Here is a 15,446-nt window from a genome sequence, read left to right on the forward strand (position 1 = left end):
AGGAGAAAGCTCGAAAATGTCTTGACACATTGTTTCTAAATATCTACAATAAAATATCAGCATCACGGGGGATTAAAGACAGTGAATGGTGAATAGCGATGAAGGCAGTTAATAGGTTACGACTATTCATCTACTAACGACTATTCACTGAATTTCAAAAAAGGGATAAAATTATGGCAACGAAGAAGACAAGTGTAAATCCTGAATTTCTGTGCATTCCCATAGAAAAGATTGTGGTGTTGGAACAGGTTCGATCAAACATTGCTATCGAAACAGACTCATTCAAATCGCTCATGCAATCGATCAAAGACAAAGGCATCTTAGAACCCCTCCTTGTAACGGGACGGGATGACGGGACATATATCCTCATATGCGGGGAAAGGCGTCTTGTGGCAGCCCAACAACTCGGACTTGAAACCATACCGGTGCGAGTAATAGAAGCAGGCAAAGAATTAGGGGACACTATAGCCTTTCAACTCACTGAAAACCTTCAACGGGAAGGCTTAAGTCCCATAGATCAGGCCAAAGGAATACTCTCTTTTATTCAGGCGAAACGTCCCGACAAGGGGTATGATGTGGACGGAGTGATGAGTGAGTTGGTGATGTATAATCGGAGACCCGAGGACGTGTCGGAACAATTTGCGTTCACTGTGAACGCAATTATAGAAATCTCCGCAAAGTCTTATCCTACCTTGTTCCGCACAATTTAACTTTTAAAACTTTCTCCTGAAATTCAGACAGCAATTCAAGCAGGAAACCTCCCTGTTTCCCAGGGGTATCTCTTTGCCGCAAACCTCGATTGTCCCGACCTAAATAAAATATTCGATGCTATTATTAAAGCGCCTGTCACAAATGCTACACTGGAGCAGATCATACAAAAAAGTTAAACCTGACCCTGTTGATACGAAGCCCAAATCCGTTAAGAAGCAAGTTAAAGGCCTGATATCCATAAAGACAAATTTTGATAAGGGTCTTGCAACGTATATAAGAGAAGACGTTGAAAAGCTCCTATATGAACTACAGGTTTTCTGTGATCATGTCCAACAACAGGTGTCCATGATCCCATACGGCAAGAAAAGGCCGCCACAAGTGTGAGAGGGGCCGTGAAGCGGATAAACCCGTGAAGTCCCCGCAAGCGAGGACAGGCACAAAGAAAGCTGACGTGAAACGTGAAGCGGGATTAAACCGTACACTAACGACTATTCACTGTACTTAAATATTGGTGCCGAAGGGGGGGCTTGAACCCCCATGTCCGCAAGGGACACCGGATTTTGAGTCCGGCGCGTCTGCCAATTCCACCACTCCGGCTTATTATGCGCTGCCTTAATAAGTTTAGAGCATATCAAAACCATTATTATAAGTCAACAGGTTGCCGTCCTTTAAAAACAGGCCTTAATAAATTTTATCAGATAATCTACCTTTAAAATACGGTCAGGTTTAAGAGAAAGGGCCTTCCCGTAATGTTCTCGGGCAATCTTTTTATCCCCATTTAAGTACAGTTTTCTAAAAAGTTCCAGATGTCTGTTGGCTATATAATCTTTGCGAAGATGCTCGATTGCTCCACCATAAAAAGGGTCGTCAAAAATAACCTGCGCAAGGCTTACACCCTGCCTTTTCAGTTCCCCGATATCGTGCCGCAGGCTGTCGCTATGCCATACCGTAACAGCAGTAGGTTCTGTTAAATAGTAAACAGGTGCAATGAAAAATATTTTTGTAAAATAGACAACATCCTCCCCGTTTGATATGCCCGTCGGGAATCTGAATTGCTTTGCAATAGAGCTGCGTATCAAGGCTGCACAGGTTCCAAAGGGAAATCTTCCCAACAGCAGGTCTTCATAGAATTTATCCGACATGGTATCGGATTTAAACCTGGGTTTGCAGGACAAACCCTCGTTTTTCTGTGAATATGTTTCTGTAATAACGGCGCCTGCTTCGGGATTTTGCAACAGCACATTGAGCCTTATCTCAATAGCATTTTCCGTAAGGTAGTCGTCTGCATCGAGAAAGGCGATATAATCACCGGCAGCATGATCCAACCCCCTGTTTCTGGCAGAAGACACGCCTGAATTTTCCTGTTGGATATAAATAATCATGTTGCCGTAACTCTCTGCAATCTCTTTTGTGTTATCCGTTGAACCGTCATCAATAACAATAATCTCAATGGACTTATAGGATTGATTAAGGCACGATTGTATAGCTCTATGCAAAAAACCTGCATAATTATAAGTCGGTATGATGATGGAGACTAATGGGAAATCTGTTTTGTCTTTCATGACGTTTAATTTTTCTTATACACTGTCAATTTGTGTTTGTCTATATAATTGAGGCATCAAATTTTTTGTCTTGACAATCGATACTTGATTGCACATATTATCACATGCTATAAGGTAAATTTTCGCTGGTCTTATGGCAAGAAGTTGTACTTCATACAACATAAACATAATTTTACTGGATAAATTGTATTTTAATGGAACCTGAAACATTAAATAAACAGAGCTTTTTGTTTCCCGGGAATGGAACTTCCAGCGATATAAGCATCAACAACAATAAATGCCGCAGGTGCTTCTACTGTATACAGATATGTCCTGCAAAGGCCATCAGAGTCGAAAAAAACAGCATTAAGATAATCCCTGAGCGGTGTCTCTTGTGCGGAAGCTGTATAACATCATGCCCCCGTCAGGCATTGGATTATAAGAGTGGTCTTGGCCATGTGGTTAAGCTGTTATCAGACAAGGAAAAAACAATAGCCTGCCTTGATCCGGCATTTCCGGCAGACCTCAATATGTGTACACCAGGACAACTTGCAACGACTCTGAAAACAATCGGTTTTACAGAGGTCTGGGAGGGCGCCTTCGGGGCTGAGTTGATATCCCGGGCTTACAGAAAACTTCTTTTAGAAGAAACCGGCGAAATGATAATTTCCTCCTTTTGTCCCGTAATAGTTTTTTACATTCAAAAATACCTTCCCCAACTGATTCCTAATATAGCGCCCATCGTATCTCCAATGATTGCCATAGGCAGGGTTGCCCGTGAAATAAAAGGGGCAGACTGGAAAATTGTCTATGTAACACCTTGTATGGCTCAGGCAAGAGAGATGAATGTCCCCGAAGTAGCCGGGGTTATTGACGAAGTAATTACCTTCCGCGACATAAGGCAATTGATTGACAGAAAGGGCATCGATTGCAATAAGCTTGATGAGACTAATTTTGATGGTCCAAAACCTTATCTCGGAAGGACAATTTCTGTAACACCAGGACTTTACAGGACCATTGATGTACATTATGATATTTTGATGGACGATATCAGCGTTATATATGGACAAAAACGAGCCATAGGTGCATTAAATCAGTTGGCAGTAGATTATATAAAGACTAAATTTCTCGATTTTGTTTACTGTTTTGGCTGCGTGAATGGGCCTTTTGTCGACAGCGAATTGTCTGTCCTTGGCCGTCGGCAAGTAGTCGTAAGGCATGCAAAGGCTGAAATGAGCCGCCAGGATGTTGCGGATGTTAATGCCGAACTTGATTTATATAAAAATGTCGATTTGAGCAGGCGATTCGATAACATGGAACAGAAACTCCCGGTGCCGACAGAAGAACAGATAATGGCTGTGCTTAAAAAGATCGACAAATCCCCGCCGAACCACAATCTTGATTGCAGGGCATGCGGCCACGAGAGTTGTCGTGATAAGGCAATTGCAGTGGTTCAGGGGATTGCTGAGACGGAATATTGCCTGCACTACCTTCTTGAACAAAGTAAACAAATATATCAACAACTTAAAAAGTCTCATAAACAATTACAGCAATCGCATCAGGAACTGGAGCAGGCTCATGCGCAACTGATAAAAACAGAAAAATTTGCCTCTCTCGGGCAACTTGCTGCCGGTGTGGCACACGAGATCAATAACCCCCTTGGAACGATTACTATTTATTCCCATCTTTTATTAAAAAGTCTTGAAAATGAAGATCCCAGAAAAGAAGATATTGAATTGATTATAAGTGAGGCAAATCGTGCCAAAGAGATTGTTCAGGGGCTTTTGAGCTTTGCAAGGGAAACAAAGCTCCGTGAGTCCGAGATGAATGTAAATGACCTGCTGGAAGATGTCCTTGCTCTTATAACAAACCAATCTTTGTTCTATAATATTAAGATAGAAAAGTCCTTTTATCAGGACATACCAACAATCAATGCCGACGAGACCAAGCTTAAACAGGTTTTTTTAAATATTATTTTAAATGCCGCTCAAGCCATGGAAGGAAACGGGAAACTGATAATCAGCACAACTGCGGATAAAAAACAGGTTAAGATAAAGATTCAGGATACAGGTCCCGGTATTCCTCCTGAAAATATGGATAAACTCTTTTCCCCGTTTTTTACAACAAAAGAGAAGGGGACAGGGCTTGGACTGGCTATTTCATACGGTATAATTGAGAGGCATAAGGGCAAAATCGATGTTTATTCGGAACTTGGAAAGGGCAGCACCTTTATCATAATCCTTCCAATAACAAAATGTGAAGAAATATCATAAATGATATAATAAAGGAAGAAACGGGTTCGCATAAATCGCCGTTTCAAAATAAAAAAACAGGGAGAAAAAGCTATGGCTAAAAAACCGAAAATATTACTTGTTGACAACGATGTGGACTTTATAGACCTGAATAAAGCTGTTCTCGAAAATAGCGGTTTCGAGGTAGCAGTGGCATATGCAGGCCGGGAAGTAATGGATAAGGTTAAATTTGAGCAGCCGGATTTAATAGTGCTTGACCTTATGATGGAAAAACACGACACCGGTTTTGGTGTAGCAAAGGCACTGAAAGCAGATCCTGTTTACAGGAATATTCCCATATTAATGCTTACAGCAGTCCTTGGCGAAACCGGCATGGATTTTAACCAGAAACTCGACGGTTATTGGATGAAAACAGATGATTATGCATGTAAACCGCTTACACCTGAAGAATTGATAAATAAAATAAATGAGCTATATGCAAGGTCAAAAGCCGGCGAATAATATGGACTTTGGGTTTGCCCGGGAAAATAAAGAAGCATGGATCAATCCACATGGACAAAACTCATAGCTCAAACGCCAGGGTTGTGAACCATGAATAAAATGGTGATTAATGGATGACAAGATAACGATTTTAGTCGTCGATGATGAAAAGGGTATCCGCGAAGGCTGCCGGAGAATCCTTGCAAGCGAAGGTTTTGACGTTAATGTGGCAGCTAATGGTAAAGAAGGCCTGGAAATGGTAATGGCCAGACCATATGATCTCATGCTTGTTGATTTAATGATGCCCGGCATGGGCGGTCTGGAGATGATGGAGCAGGTAAGAAAGATTGATCCTGAAATCATCATGATTGTTATCACCGGTTTCGCCACTATTGAGACTGCCGTTAATGCAATGAAACGCGGCGCCTACGACTACATTCCAAAACCTTTTACGCCTGACCAGTTGCTTGCTTTTGTAAACAGGGGTCTGGAAAAACGCCGTTTGAGCATACAAGCAAAGCGGCTTATGGAAGAGAGGGATCAGAAGCTGCTGGAAGTTGCAAATGAGCGTTCGAAGACCCATACAATAATAAACTCCATTGCCGACGGCATATTAGTAATCAACAGGGAGCGCCAGCTTGTGCTGTTTAACCCTGCTGCAATAAAAATGCTTGCATTAGGTGGAAAGCTTGAACCCGGAAAAGATATTAGTGAGATTATTATGAACGGAGATTTAATCCGTATTATTGAAAAAGGGTTCAGTTCCGAATCATCCCAGTATACAATGCTGTCGGAAGAGGTTGAGCTGTCAACGCCGATTAACAAGACATTGATGGTAAATGTTTCAAAGGTAAGAGATGAGATGGGACAGGACTTCGGGGTTGTCAGCACCATGCGTGACATAACAAGCTTGAAGGAGATAAACCAGATAAAATCACAGTTTGTAGCAATGGTAACACACGAGTTGAGGGCCCCGCTCTCCGCCATTGAAGGATATCTTTCCGCATATTTAACCCAGGCAGCAGGAAGCGACCCGCAGATGTACAAACAAATGATGGAACGTGCAAAACAACGGGCACATTCATTGCTTGAGCTTATTAATGATCTTTTGCAGTACAGCCGCCTTGAGGTGAAGTCTGTTGCAAGGAAAAAGGAGCCTCTTAATATTTCCGATATTATTCTAAGCACTGTAGAATTGCTTAAAATGCAGGGTACGGCAAAGAACCTTAAGTTTGAAACAGATGTAACCGAACAGTTGCCTCTCATTGAGGCAGACAGGACTGAGATGGAACAATTGATTACAAATCTTGTTTCCAATGCAATTAAATATAATGTTAAAAACGGAAAGGTAATAATAAATGCAAGACCCGACGGCAATTTCCTGCATATTACAGTAGCCGACACAGGGATAGGAATCGACAAAGAAAGCTTGCCCTGTATTTTTGACGAGTTTTATCGTGTATGCGGGCCTGATACGAGGTATGTAACAGGCACCGGTCTCGGATTGTCTATAGTAAAAAAGATTGTGGAATCACACTTCGGCCACATTACAATAGACAGTAAGGTAGGCAAGGGTACGGCATTTACCGTTATGTTGCCGATTCAACAGGGTAAGGAATCAAAATAAAGTAAATTTTATTATAAAAAAGGAGAAGATATGGCAAATGAACCAAAACTTAATGAAATTGTTGAAAAACGGACATTGGCGCCCTCAATCGTCCTCTTTAAGCTCTATGTACCTGATATCGTTAAAAAAGCCAGACCTGGACAGTTTGTGGTCTTAAGAGTAGACGATTACGCAGAGCGTATACCGTTAACTATAGCAGATTTTGACCGGGGAACAGGTTTGCTTACAGTTATATTCCAGGTAGTTGGAACTTCAACACAAAAAATGAATAAGTTTGAACAGGGTCAGACAATCCTCGATGTGGTGGGGCCTTTGGGAAAACCGAGTCACATTGAGAGTTTCGGAACAGTCGTCTGCGTAGGCGGTGGTGTCGGTGTTGCCCCTGTATATCCGATTGCAAAAGCCCTCTTTGAAAAAGGAAATAAGGTTATCAACATTATAGGCGCACGCACAAAGGATATGCTGATCCTTGAAGAAGAGATGAAGGCGATAAGCACCGAATTATACGTGACAACAGATGATGGAACATACGGTCATCATGGATTTGTTACCGACGTGCTGAAAAAACTCATCGCAGAAAAAGGAAAGATTGACCTTGTAATAGGCATAGGACCGGTCATGATGATGAAAGCGGTATGTGATGTAACCCGTCCTCATAATTTAAAGACCGTTGTGAGCTTAAACACTATCATGGTTGACGGCACCGGTATGTGCGGTTGCTGCCGCGCCACTGTCGGTGGAGAAACAAAGTTTGTTTGCGTTGACGGCCCGGAATTCGACGGCCACAAGGTTGAATTTAGTGAACTGATGCTCCGTGGAAAGATGTACAACAGGGAAGAGCGTCGTGCCATGTGGGATCACAAATGTAAGCTCGAGGAAAAAGAGAAGGCATTGAAAAAATCAAAGAAGCGTGAGCCCATGCCGGAGCAGAACCCGAAAGTAAGGATTCAGAATTTTAACGAAGTCGCCCTGGGATATGCCAGAGAAAACGCACTTCGTGAGGCGGCGCGCTGCCTGAACTGCAAGAATATGCCCTGCGTTGAGGGATGCCCCGTTAATGTCCAGATACCCCAGTTTATCAAAAAAATTAAGGATGGCGATTTTATGGGCGCAATCCATACGATAAAAGAAACAAACAGTCTGCCGGCAGTGTGCGGACGCGTCTGCCCACAGGAAACACAGTGCGAGGAAAAATGTATCCTCGGTAAAAAGGGACAACCCATCGCAATAGGACGGCTTGAGCGTTTTGTCGCTGATTATGAACTCAATCAGGGTGATGTACGCGCACCTGAGCCTGCAAAACCGACCGGCAAAAAGATTGCTGTAGTTGGCGCAGGACCTGCAGGATTGACCGTGGCCGGAGAGATGGCAAAAAAGGGCCATGAGGTAACGATCTTTGAGGCGCTCCATAAGGCAGGCGGCGTTCTTGTTTATGGAATTCCCGAATTCCGTCTTCCCAAGGCAATAGTTCAGAGGGAAGTGGATTACGTAGGGAAACTCGGGGCCAGGATAAAGGTTGATATGATTATCGGCCAGACCACAACAGTTGACGAGCTTTTTGAACAGGGTTATGATGCGATCTTTGTCGGCACCGGAGCAGGCTTGCCCTACTTTATGGAGGTTCCTGGCGAAAACCTGAACGGTGTCTATTCTGCCAACGAATTTCTTACCCGGGCTAACTTAATGAAGGCTTACCTCTTCCCTGAGTATGATACACCCGTAAGAGTAGGAAACAAAGTGGCCGTTATCGGCGGCGGTAACGTGGCAATGGACGGAGCAAGAATTTCAAAGAGAATGGGCGCTGACGATGTATATCTTATTTATCGTCGCTCCCGTGCAGAGATGCCGGCCAGGGCAGAAGAAGCTCACCACGCGGAAGAAGAAGGCATCGATTTCAGACTGCTCACAGCCCCTGTCAGGGTTATAGGAGATGAGAACGGATGGGTCAAAGGCATCGAATGTGTGAAGATGGAACTTGGCGAGCCTGATGCATCAGGCAGGAGAAGACCTGTTGAAGTTAAAGGTTCTGAGCATATCATCGACGTGGATGTTATTATTGTGGCTATTGGACAGGGCCCTAACCCGATATTGACGTCAACAACAGAAGGATTGAATTTGCGCAAGTCCGGAAACATCGAAGCTGATCCGGAAACAGGCAAGACGAGCAGGAAGGGCGTATTTGCCGGCGGCGATATTGTAACCGGCGCTGCAACGGTTATTCTTGCAATGGGTGCAGGCAGGAAAGCAGCGGCAGCAATGGAAGAATATCTGCAGACCGGGCAATGGTAGTCGTCAGTAGTTCTGTATGCTTGCGTGACTAAGGTTGCCGCATCTATAGGCCTCTGGCGGCATCTATAAGTCTCTGTGATGTTAAAACTAAAGGGGAACCGGAAATATTTCCAGTTCCCCTTTTCTATTTTTGTTGTTACAATAGTTTGAGACCTGAATACATTAAAAAGGTTGAAAAGGATCAAAAAAAACAGAGCAGTATGCATAAGTGACTGAAAACAACCGGGCATTGTCCCACATCCTCATTGTAAAATCCTCAGCCGGAGCAGGAAAAACATATAATCTTGCGTTAAGGTACCTGCAACTCCTCCTTCAGGATAAAATCACAGATTCACCGATAAAAACACACATCTCCAACATTGTCGCCATTACATTTACCAATAAAGCTGCTCACGAGATGCGTTCCCGCATTATAGAGTGGATGAAACGGATAATCCTCGATCTGCCCTTTGAAGGCTCATCGGGCAGGCCCATAGATGAAATATTGAAAAACAGGTCCGGGGTAAGCGGCAATGGAACAGAAGATTTAAAAACCCTTGAAGATTCAATCAAAGAGGCAATTGAAATAAATTTCGAGGCTTTAATTAAAAATTTCTATGATTTTAATGTAAGTACCATCGACAGTTTTGTTAATCTCACACTCAAAGCCTCTGCCTTTAAATTAAATCTCCTGCCGGATTTTGACATCTCCGTTGATTCTGCAGGCTACATCGATATTGTTCTCCAGGAATGCCTCCAGAAGATACTCGAAGACAATGCTGTGAAGGAAAGGTTTGACCGGTTTTTAAGGAACTATATCGAGTTGGAAGGCGAGTATGTAAACTGGATACCCAAGGATTTCCTGCGGGATATTATATCCAGCTTCTGGCGTGAAGAAGCCAAGGAGAACGCAACCTTTATCTATAAGGCAAATATATCGCATATAGAGCGCATCAAAAACCGCATTGAAGAGGAAGTCTCAGGGTTGGGTTCATACCTGAAAGCCACTGAGGGGATGAAGCCCGACAAAAGGTTCATCAATGCCCTTGAACAATTCTCCATTTCAAAGAAGTCTGAGATTAAGGGGAGCAGTTATTTCTTACGGCCGACTATCGCGGCGTCTCTGAATAAGGGCAGCGCGCAGCCTGACAGTGAGCATGAGGATTTATGGAAAGATATACTGGGATCACTCTCAATGTTTTTCGAAGCAGTTTCGGAATCAAAATTTTCTTCCTATGTTGATATCTATTTGCTCTTCAAAAAGGTGCTCAGCAAAGAAATCACACACAACAAAAGAATTGTACTGATAGAACAACTGAATACACTATTGCAGCACATATTAGATAAAGAACATTTTATCCCTGAAATATATTATGCCCTTGCAGAGCGTTATTCCCATTTTCTCATAGATGAATTTCAGGACACAAACCACCTCCAGTGGAAAAATGTAGAGATACTTGCAGAAGAGGCCTTAAGCAGAGGGGGTACGCTGTTCCTTGTGGGCGATAAAAAACAGGCCATATATCGCTGGCGGGGCGGCAAATCCGAACTGGTGGATGAAGTGGCGCTGAAGTACAGCGCCTATCCTGTTTATGAGTTCAAACTTACAGAAAACTACAGAAGCGATGAATACATCGTAAAATTCAACAATACTGTTTTTGATGCTACCAATCTTAATTCCCTAATAGAATCTACCGCACAGGCCTATTCCCCTGAAAATATGCCAAATGTCATGGAAACATATGCTGATACTGCCCAGGTATTCATCAGTACAAAAGCGGATAAAGGATACATCAGCATCGAAAGAATGGTGGAGCAGGCAGATGCTCAAGAACAGGAATTGGTAAAGGATAATTTCAGTTCCCTCTCGAAAGATGAGAAAAATGAGATCACAAAAGACAGATTCCGGCAAGTGATCCGGCGCATAAAGGACAGGGGCGTTTTTCAGGATAAGGATATTGCCGTCCTTGTGAGGAGAAAGGAAGAGGCGCGCTTTATCGTCAGGATACTTCTTGAAACCGGTTTCAGCGTTGAATCGGAATTTACCGTAAACGTAAGGAATAACCATCTCGTAAAAGAGATGATAGACTTTTTAAGCTTTATTAATGCCCCGGATGATGATCTTGCCTTTGCCGGTTTTCTTACGGGCAGCATCTTTCAAAACAGAACATTGCTGCCTGAAGGCCGGATCATCCAATGGATTGAGCACAACAGGATAAAGGGCAATTCAGGCTATCTCTATGAGACGTTCAAAGAGTCCCATAAAAATATCTGGGATGAATATTTTGAATATTTTTTTAAACGTGCCGGGTATCTGCCGCTGTACGAACTTGTTGTACTCTTCCTGAAAAAGTGGCGGATACTGATAAACTATCCCGGGGATGCACCTTATTTTATGCATGTTTGTGAACTTATAAAAGAAAGAGAGGCACTTGAAGGCAATAACCTCAATAAATTCCTGCAATTCTGGAACGGAAATTCAAGTATATTCTTCCGGGATAGCCAGGAAGGAGAAAAGCCCTTCCTTTTAAATACCTTTGAAGGGACAAATGCCGTTAAGGTCATGACAATTCACCGGGCAAAGGGGCTTCAATTTCCCGTTGTCATCCTTCCCTTTTTAAAGCTAAATGCCTTCGGTGTTTCCGATGCAAGGAACAAGACAAAATATTTCGTAAGAGAAAAAGAGGACATGCATCTGCTGTATATAAAAAAGGACTTTACAAAATATTCGCAAAAGTTAAATAAAATCTATCAGGAAAAAGAAGCCGAATACCTCCTTGACGAACTTAATAATATGTACGTTGCCTGTACACGCGCTCAGAAAGAACTCTATATATTTCTGGGCGATTCAAAAAGGCAGAAAAACTATTTAATTGATTACCTCTTTCAAATTGAAGGTCTGAAGGCATATATACATGGCGATGTTATTGAAATGGGCAGGCAGACAAATGCAGTACCGCCGGAAGACGGGGGAAAGGAGACAGGAGACAAAACAAAAACAGACGCCGGGAGCCTGTTATTTGATGATTTGGGAGATGATATAAAATGGATGGAAAAAATCGGCACGAAGCTTGAAGGAGTGCCTGGTTTTTTTAAAGAGCAGTTGTTTGCAAAAAAGAAGGGCGATGTCATTCACTATATACTTTCCTTGATTACAAGGCTGCCCGATCAATATGAAGGGTTTTTAGATACATGTATATCTGCCGGTATAGCAAGATATGTATTTCATCCTTATGCCCGTGAGATTCGGAAAATGATTGTCAACGTCTTTCTAAACCTTGAATTTAAGAGGTTCTTCCAGCCGGAAGAAGGTGCGCTGGTATATACGGAAAAGGAGATTATAGACAGCCGCGGCAATGCCTATAAAGTCGACAGAATAACGATAACGGATGATTGCATTGATATTGTAGATTTTAAGACAGGCGAAACCCGCTCAGGGGAACATGCCCGTCAGATCATGCATTATGCCGGTCTAATTGAAAATATCCATCCGGACAAGCCAATAAAGAAATACATCCTCTATCTTGATGAGGGCGGGATAAAAGAGGTATGAAAAATATATACTCCATACCGTTCGGCTCTGATTTTATTGATGTACTTAAGGATTTTATCCTTGATCGCAGCAAAGACATATCAAGGGTTGCCGTTGTTTTTCCCGGCAAAAGACCGTCTCTCTATCTCAAGAGAAGGCTTGCGGAACACTTTCAAAGGCCTTTTTATCCCCCAACATTCTTCTCCATAGAGGAATTTATCGATTATATCGTAAAGCAGCGATATCACGACTATTCGGACATTGAATATGCCGACGCCATTTGGCTGCTGTATCAAACGGTTCAGTCATTAAAGGCCTTCAACAACCATGCCTTGAAGAATAAGGGTTTCGGGGAATTCTTTTCCTGGGGACACTACATGCTCGATTTTATCAACCAGCTTGACATGGAAAATATTCCGAATACAAAACTCCTTTCCCTGGAAAACAATGCAAAGATCGGATATGACATTCCTGAAAGCATAAATGAACTGCTGATGAATATAAGTATCTTAAGGGAGGAATTTCACGCATCGCTGAAAGAGCAAAAATGTTTTAGCCCCGGGTTGAAACATCTGTGCTCGCTTGAGGTCATTGAAGAGGTTGATTTCAGTGAATTTGAAATGATCTGTTTTGCAGGACTTTTTGCAGCAGGAGAGGTGGAGAAAAAACTTATTAAGACTATCTGTGAGAGAGGCAAAGGGGAAATCATCGTAGAAGGCAACCCCGAAGAATGGCCTGTATTAAAACAGTTTGTTTCATATCTCGGCGCCGGTATTGAACAGATTGAATGTCAAACTACAGAACCTGCACTTGTAAAGATGTATGCCGGATTCGATACCCACTCCGAGATTATGAAGGTACAGGAGATACTAAAAACAGTCAATTCAAAAAAAACTGCCATTATCCTCCCTTTGTCGGAATCGCTTTTCCCTCTCCTTACCTTTGCAATTGACAGGATTGACGCAAAATACAATATTTCCCTCGGATACCCTTTTTCGAGGACATCTGTTTTTGATTTGATTGCAAGCGTGTTGAATGCACAACTCACAAAGCGAAAAGGAGGCCTGTATTCAACAGGCAGCTACCTTCAGGTCGTCCTCCATCCCTTTATAAAAAACCTTGAAATACCGGAAAATATTAGAGCACTCATCTACTATATTGAAAAGTCGCTTACCGGCGATATTCGCAGCAGTATCTCAGGCAAACCATTTATAAGACTGGAAGAGGTTGAATCCATGCTGCAGGGGAAGGAGTCAATAACCGGCAATGCACGTGAAATCCTGAAAGAATTACAGGCAATGTTCTTTCAAAGTATTGAAAAAGCGGATAATTTATTCGAAATGACCGAAGCCCTGGAGAAGGCCCTTCAGTTCATTCTCGCATATACGCCTCTTCGCTCTTACGTGCTTTCAGGGGAGATATTCAAGCAGGTATATGAATCTCTTGAAAACCTGAAACATGCCGGGTTCTGCAGAGAAACCCTGAATCCTGATCAAGAGGAAAATAAAAGAATACTCTGCGACTTTATCCTGTATCATTTGAGAACAATCAATCTGCCTTTCGAAACAAAACCGATTGAGGATCTGGAGATCATCGGTGTCCTTGAATCGAGAAATATTGCTTTTGATACTGTAATTATGCTCGACGTGAATGAAGGGATCATGCCTCAGCCGAAAAAGATAGACCCGCTCATACCCTTGGGCATATATGATAAGCTCGGCATTCCATCGCCTGAATTCAATGAAGAGATCTACCGGTATTACTTTTACCGTCTCATTAAATCGGCAAAAGAGATACACCTGCTGTACATAAATGCGGAAGACAGACAGCGAAGCAGGTACATTGAACAACTCCTGTGGGAACATGAAAAATTGAAAAAACAACTTAACGTCATCCCCATAGAACATGCAGTCTATAAAGTCAATCTAAGACCCGGTATATACCTGCCTGAGATAAAAAAAACAGGCATGGTACTGCAACAACTCAGGAACATGGTCTATTCACCATCTGCAATAGACAATTATATAAAATGCCCGATACTGTTTTACTACAGCAACATCCTCAAATTTGAGGAAAAACGTTTTGTAACAGAGGATATAGATATAATGGACAGGGGGAATCTGATTCATCGGATTCTTTTTGATACCTTTAAGGGTTTTATGAATATGGAGATCGATCCTTTGCATTACAACGATATCCTTGAAAAGATGCATGAGGCAATTGAAAGTTGTTTCAAGGACAAGGTGGTTACAGGCGACTACTACCTTTTTAAAACACTGGCACTCTACAAGCTGGAAGGGTTTTTAAGAAAAAATGTCAAAAATGTGTCCGGACCGTTCATTATTCAATACCTCGAAGAAACAGTAAGAGGTGATATAAGCACAGGGGATGTACCCATTCGCTTTAAAGGGAGGATAGACCGGGTTGATTGCTCCCTTGACAGCAACTACATGATAATTGATTACAAAACCGGCAATACAAAAGAATATTCACAGAATATCCTGAAAAAAACAGATTTCAGCTCCATTGACGATATCCATAAACATATTGAATCCTTCCAACTGCCTCTTTATGTGTATCTGTTTCATAGGATGTTCTCCGTGCCGATAAAAGACATCAATGCAAAGCTGGTGCTTCTTAAAAACAATGAAGAGGAACTGCTCTTTGAAGACAACCGGGATATCGACAGAGTATCAATGCTGGGCATGTACATGGATGGAGTAAAGACTGTTTTAACGGACATACCGGACAGCTCGAAACCCTTCAAACCTTTTGACGACAACGCATGCAGTACATGTCCATTTATCGGTCTTTGTCACCTGTAAAAACTGTTTCAACTCTGCGATCTCCGCGTACCCGAACGACCGCAAGGGAGTGGGCCTGTCCCCGTAAGGGGGGGCGAGAGGAAAAGGCATTAAAGACATTGTCTCTCGCAGAGCACGCAGTGTACGCAGAGAAAGACAGGTATATCTGTGAGCAGTATCCTGAGACTGACTGATCCTGCTCACATTTCATGCCCCTTCGGGGCAGAAGGA

10 protein-coding genes and 1 tRNA gene are annotated in these 15,446 nt (G+C 42.6%); 8 read left to right on the top strand and 3 right to left on the bottom strand.

The features are described 5' to 3' along the window. Window positions 1-173: 173 nt before the first annotated feature. Complete coding sequence (locus NT178_02625) at window positions 174-710, top strand: ParB/RepB/Spo0J family partition protein (GenBank protein ID MCX5811426.1); 537 nt, start codon at window positions 174-176, stop codon at window positions 708-710. A 115-nt stretch (window positions 711-825) separates the two neighbouring features. Next, window positions 826-1,095, top strand: a complete 270-nt coding sequence (locus NT178_02630) for a hypothetical protein (GenBank protein MCX5811427.1) — start codon at window positions 826-828, stop codon at window positions 1,093-1,095. Window positions 1,096-1,220: 125 nt separating this feature from the next. On the opposite strand, the gene NT178_02635 is transcribed toward NT178_02630, so the two are convergent. Beyond that, a tRNA-Leu gene (locus NT178_02635) sits at window positions 1,221-1,308 on the bottom strand. A gap of 71 nt (window positions 1,309-1,379) precedes the next feature. Beyond that, entirely contained in the window at window positions 1,380-2,273 is an 894-nt protein-coding gene (locus NT178_02640) for a glycosyltransferase family 2 protein (protein ID MCX5811428.1), read from the bottom strand. A gap of 194 nt (window positions 2,274-2,467) precedes the next feature. Between NT178_02640 and NT178_02645 the strand changes: the two genes are divergently transcribed. The 6 genes from NT178_02645 to NT178_02670 all read left to right on the top strand — a co-directional run bounded on the left by NT178_02645 (window position 2,468) and on the right by NT178_02670 (window position 15,236). Further along, window positions 2,468-4,525: an ATP-binding protein gene (locus tag NT178_02645; protein ID MCX5811429.1), complete on the top strand. Its 2,058-nt coding sequence runs from the start codon at window positions 2,468-2,470 to the stop codon at window positions 4,523-4,525. Between the two features lie 72 nt (window positions 4,526-4,597). Next, window positions 4,598-5,005, top strand: coding sequence for a response regulator (locus NT178_02650; GenBank protein MCX5811430.1), 408 nt, complete (start codon window positions 4,598-4,600; stop codon window positions 5,003-5,005). 109 nt (window positions 5,006-5,114) lie between these two features. Beyond that, complete coding sequence (locus NT178_02655; GenBank protein ID MCX5811431.1) at window positions 5,115-6,611, top strand: response regulator; 1,497 nt, start codon at window positions 5,115-5,117, stop codon at window positions 6,609-6,611. Between the two features lie 30 nt (window positions 6,612-6,641). Further along, entirely contained in the window at window positions 6,642-8,900 is a 2,259-nt protein-coding gene (locus NT178_02660; protein ID MCX5811432.1) for a bifunctional dihydroorotate dehydrogenase B NAD binding subunit/NADPH-dependent glutamate synthase, read from the top strand. A gap of 208 nt (window positions 8,901-9,108) precedes the next feature. Then, the gene (locus NT178_02665) at window positions 9,109-12,432 is read left to right on the top strand and encodes a UvrD-helicase domain-containing protein (protein MCX5811433.1); all 3,324 of its coding nucleotides are present in this window, start codon (window positions 9,109-9,111) and stop codon (window positions 12,430-12,432) included. Further along, window positions 12,429-15,236: a PD-(D/E)XK nuclease family protein gene (locus NT178_02670; GenBank protein MCX5811434.1), complete on the top strand. Its 2,808-nt coding sequence runs from the start codon at window positions 12,429-12,431 to the stop codon at window positions 15,234-15,236. Before NT178_02665 ends, NT178_02670 begins: the two co-directional genes overlap by 4 nt. Here the strand turns inward: NT178_02670 and NT178_02675 are convergent. Further along, on the bottom strand, window positions 15,214-15,446 hold a 233-nt coding region (locus tag NT178_02675; protein MCX5811435.1), incomplete at its 5' end, for a hypothetical protein. The two genes, NT178_02670 and NT178_02675, sit on opposite strands and share 23 nt — an antisense overlap.

This window comes from Pseudomonadota bacterium (genome assembly GCA_026388255.1).
Lineage (GTDB): Bacteria > Desulfobacterota > Syntrophorhabdia > Syntrophorhabdales > Syntrophorhabdaceae > JAPLKB01.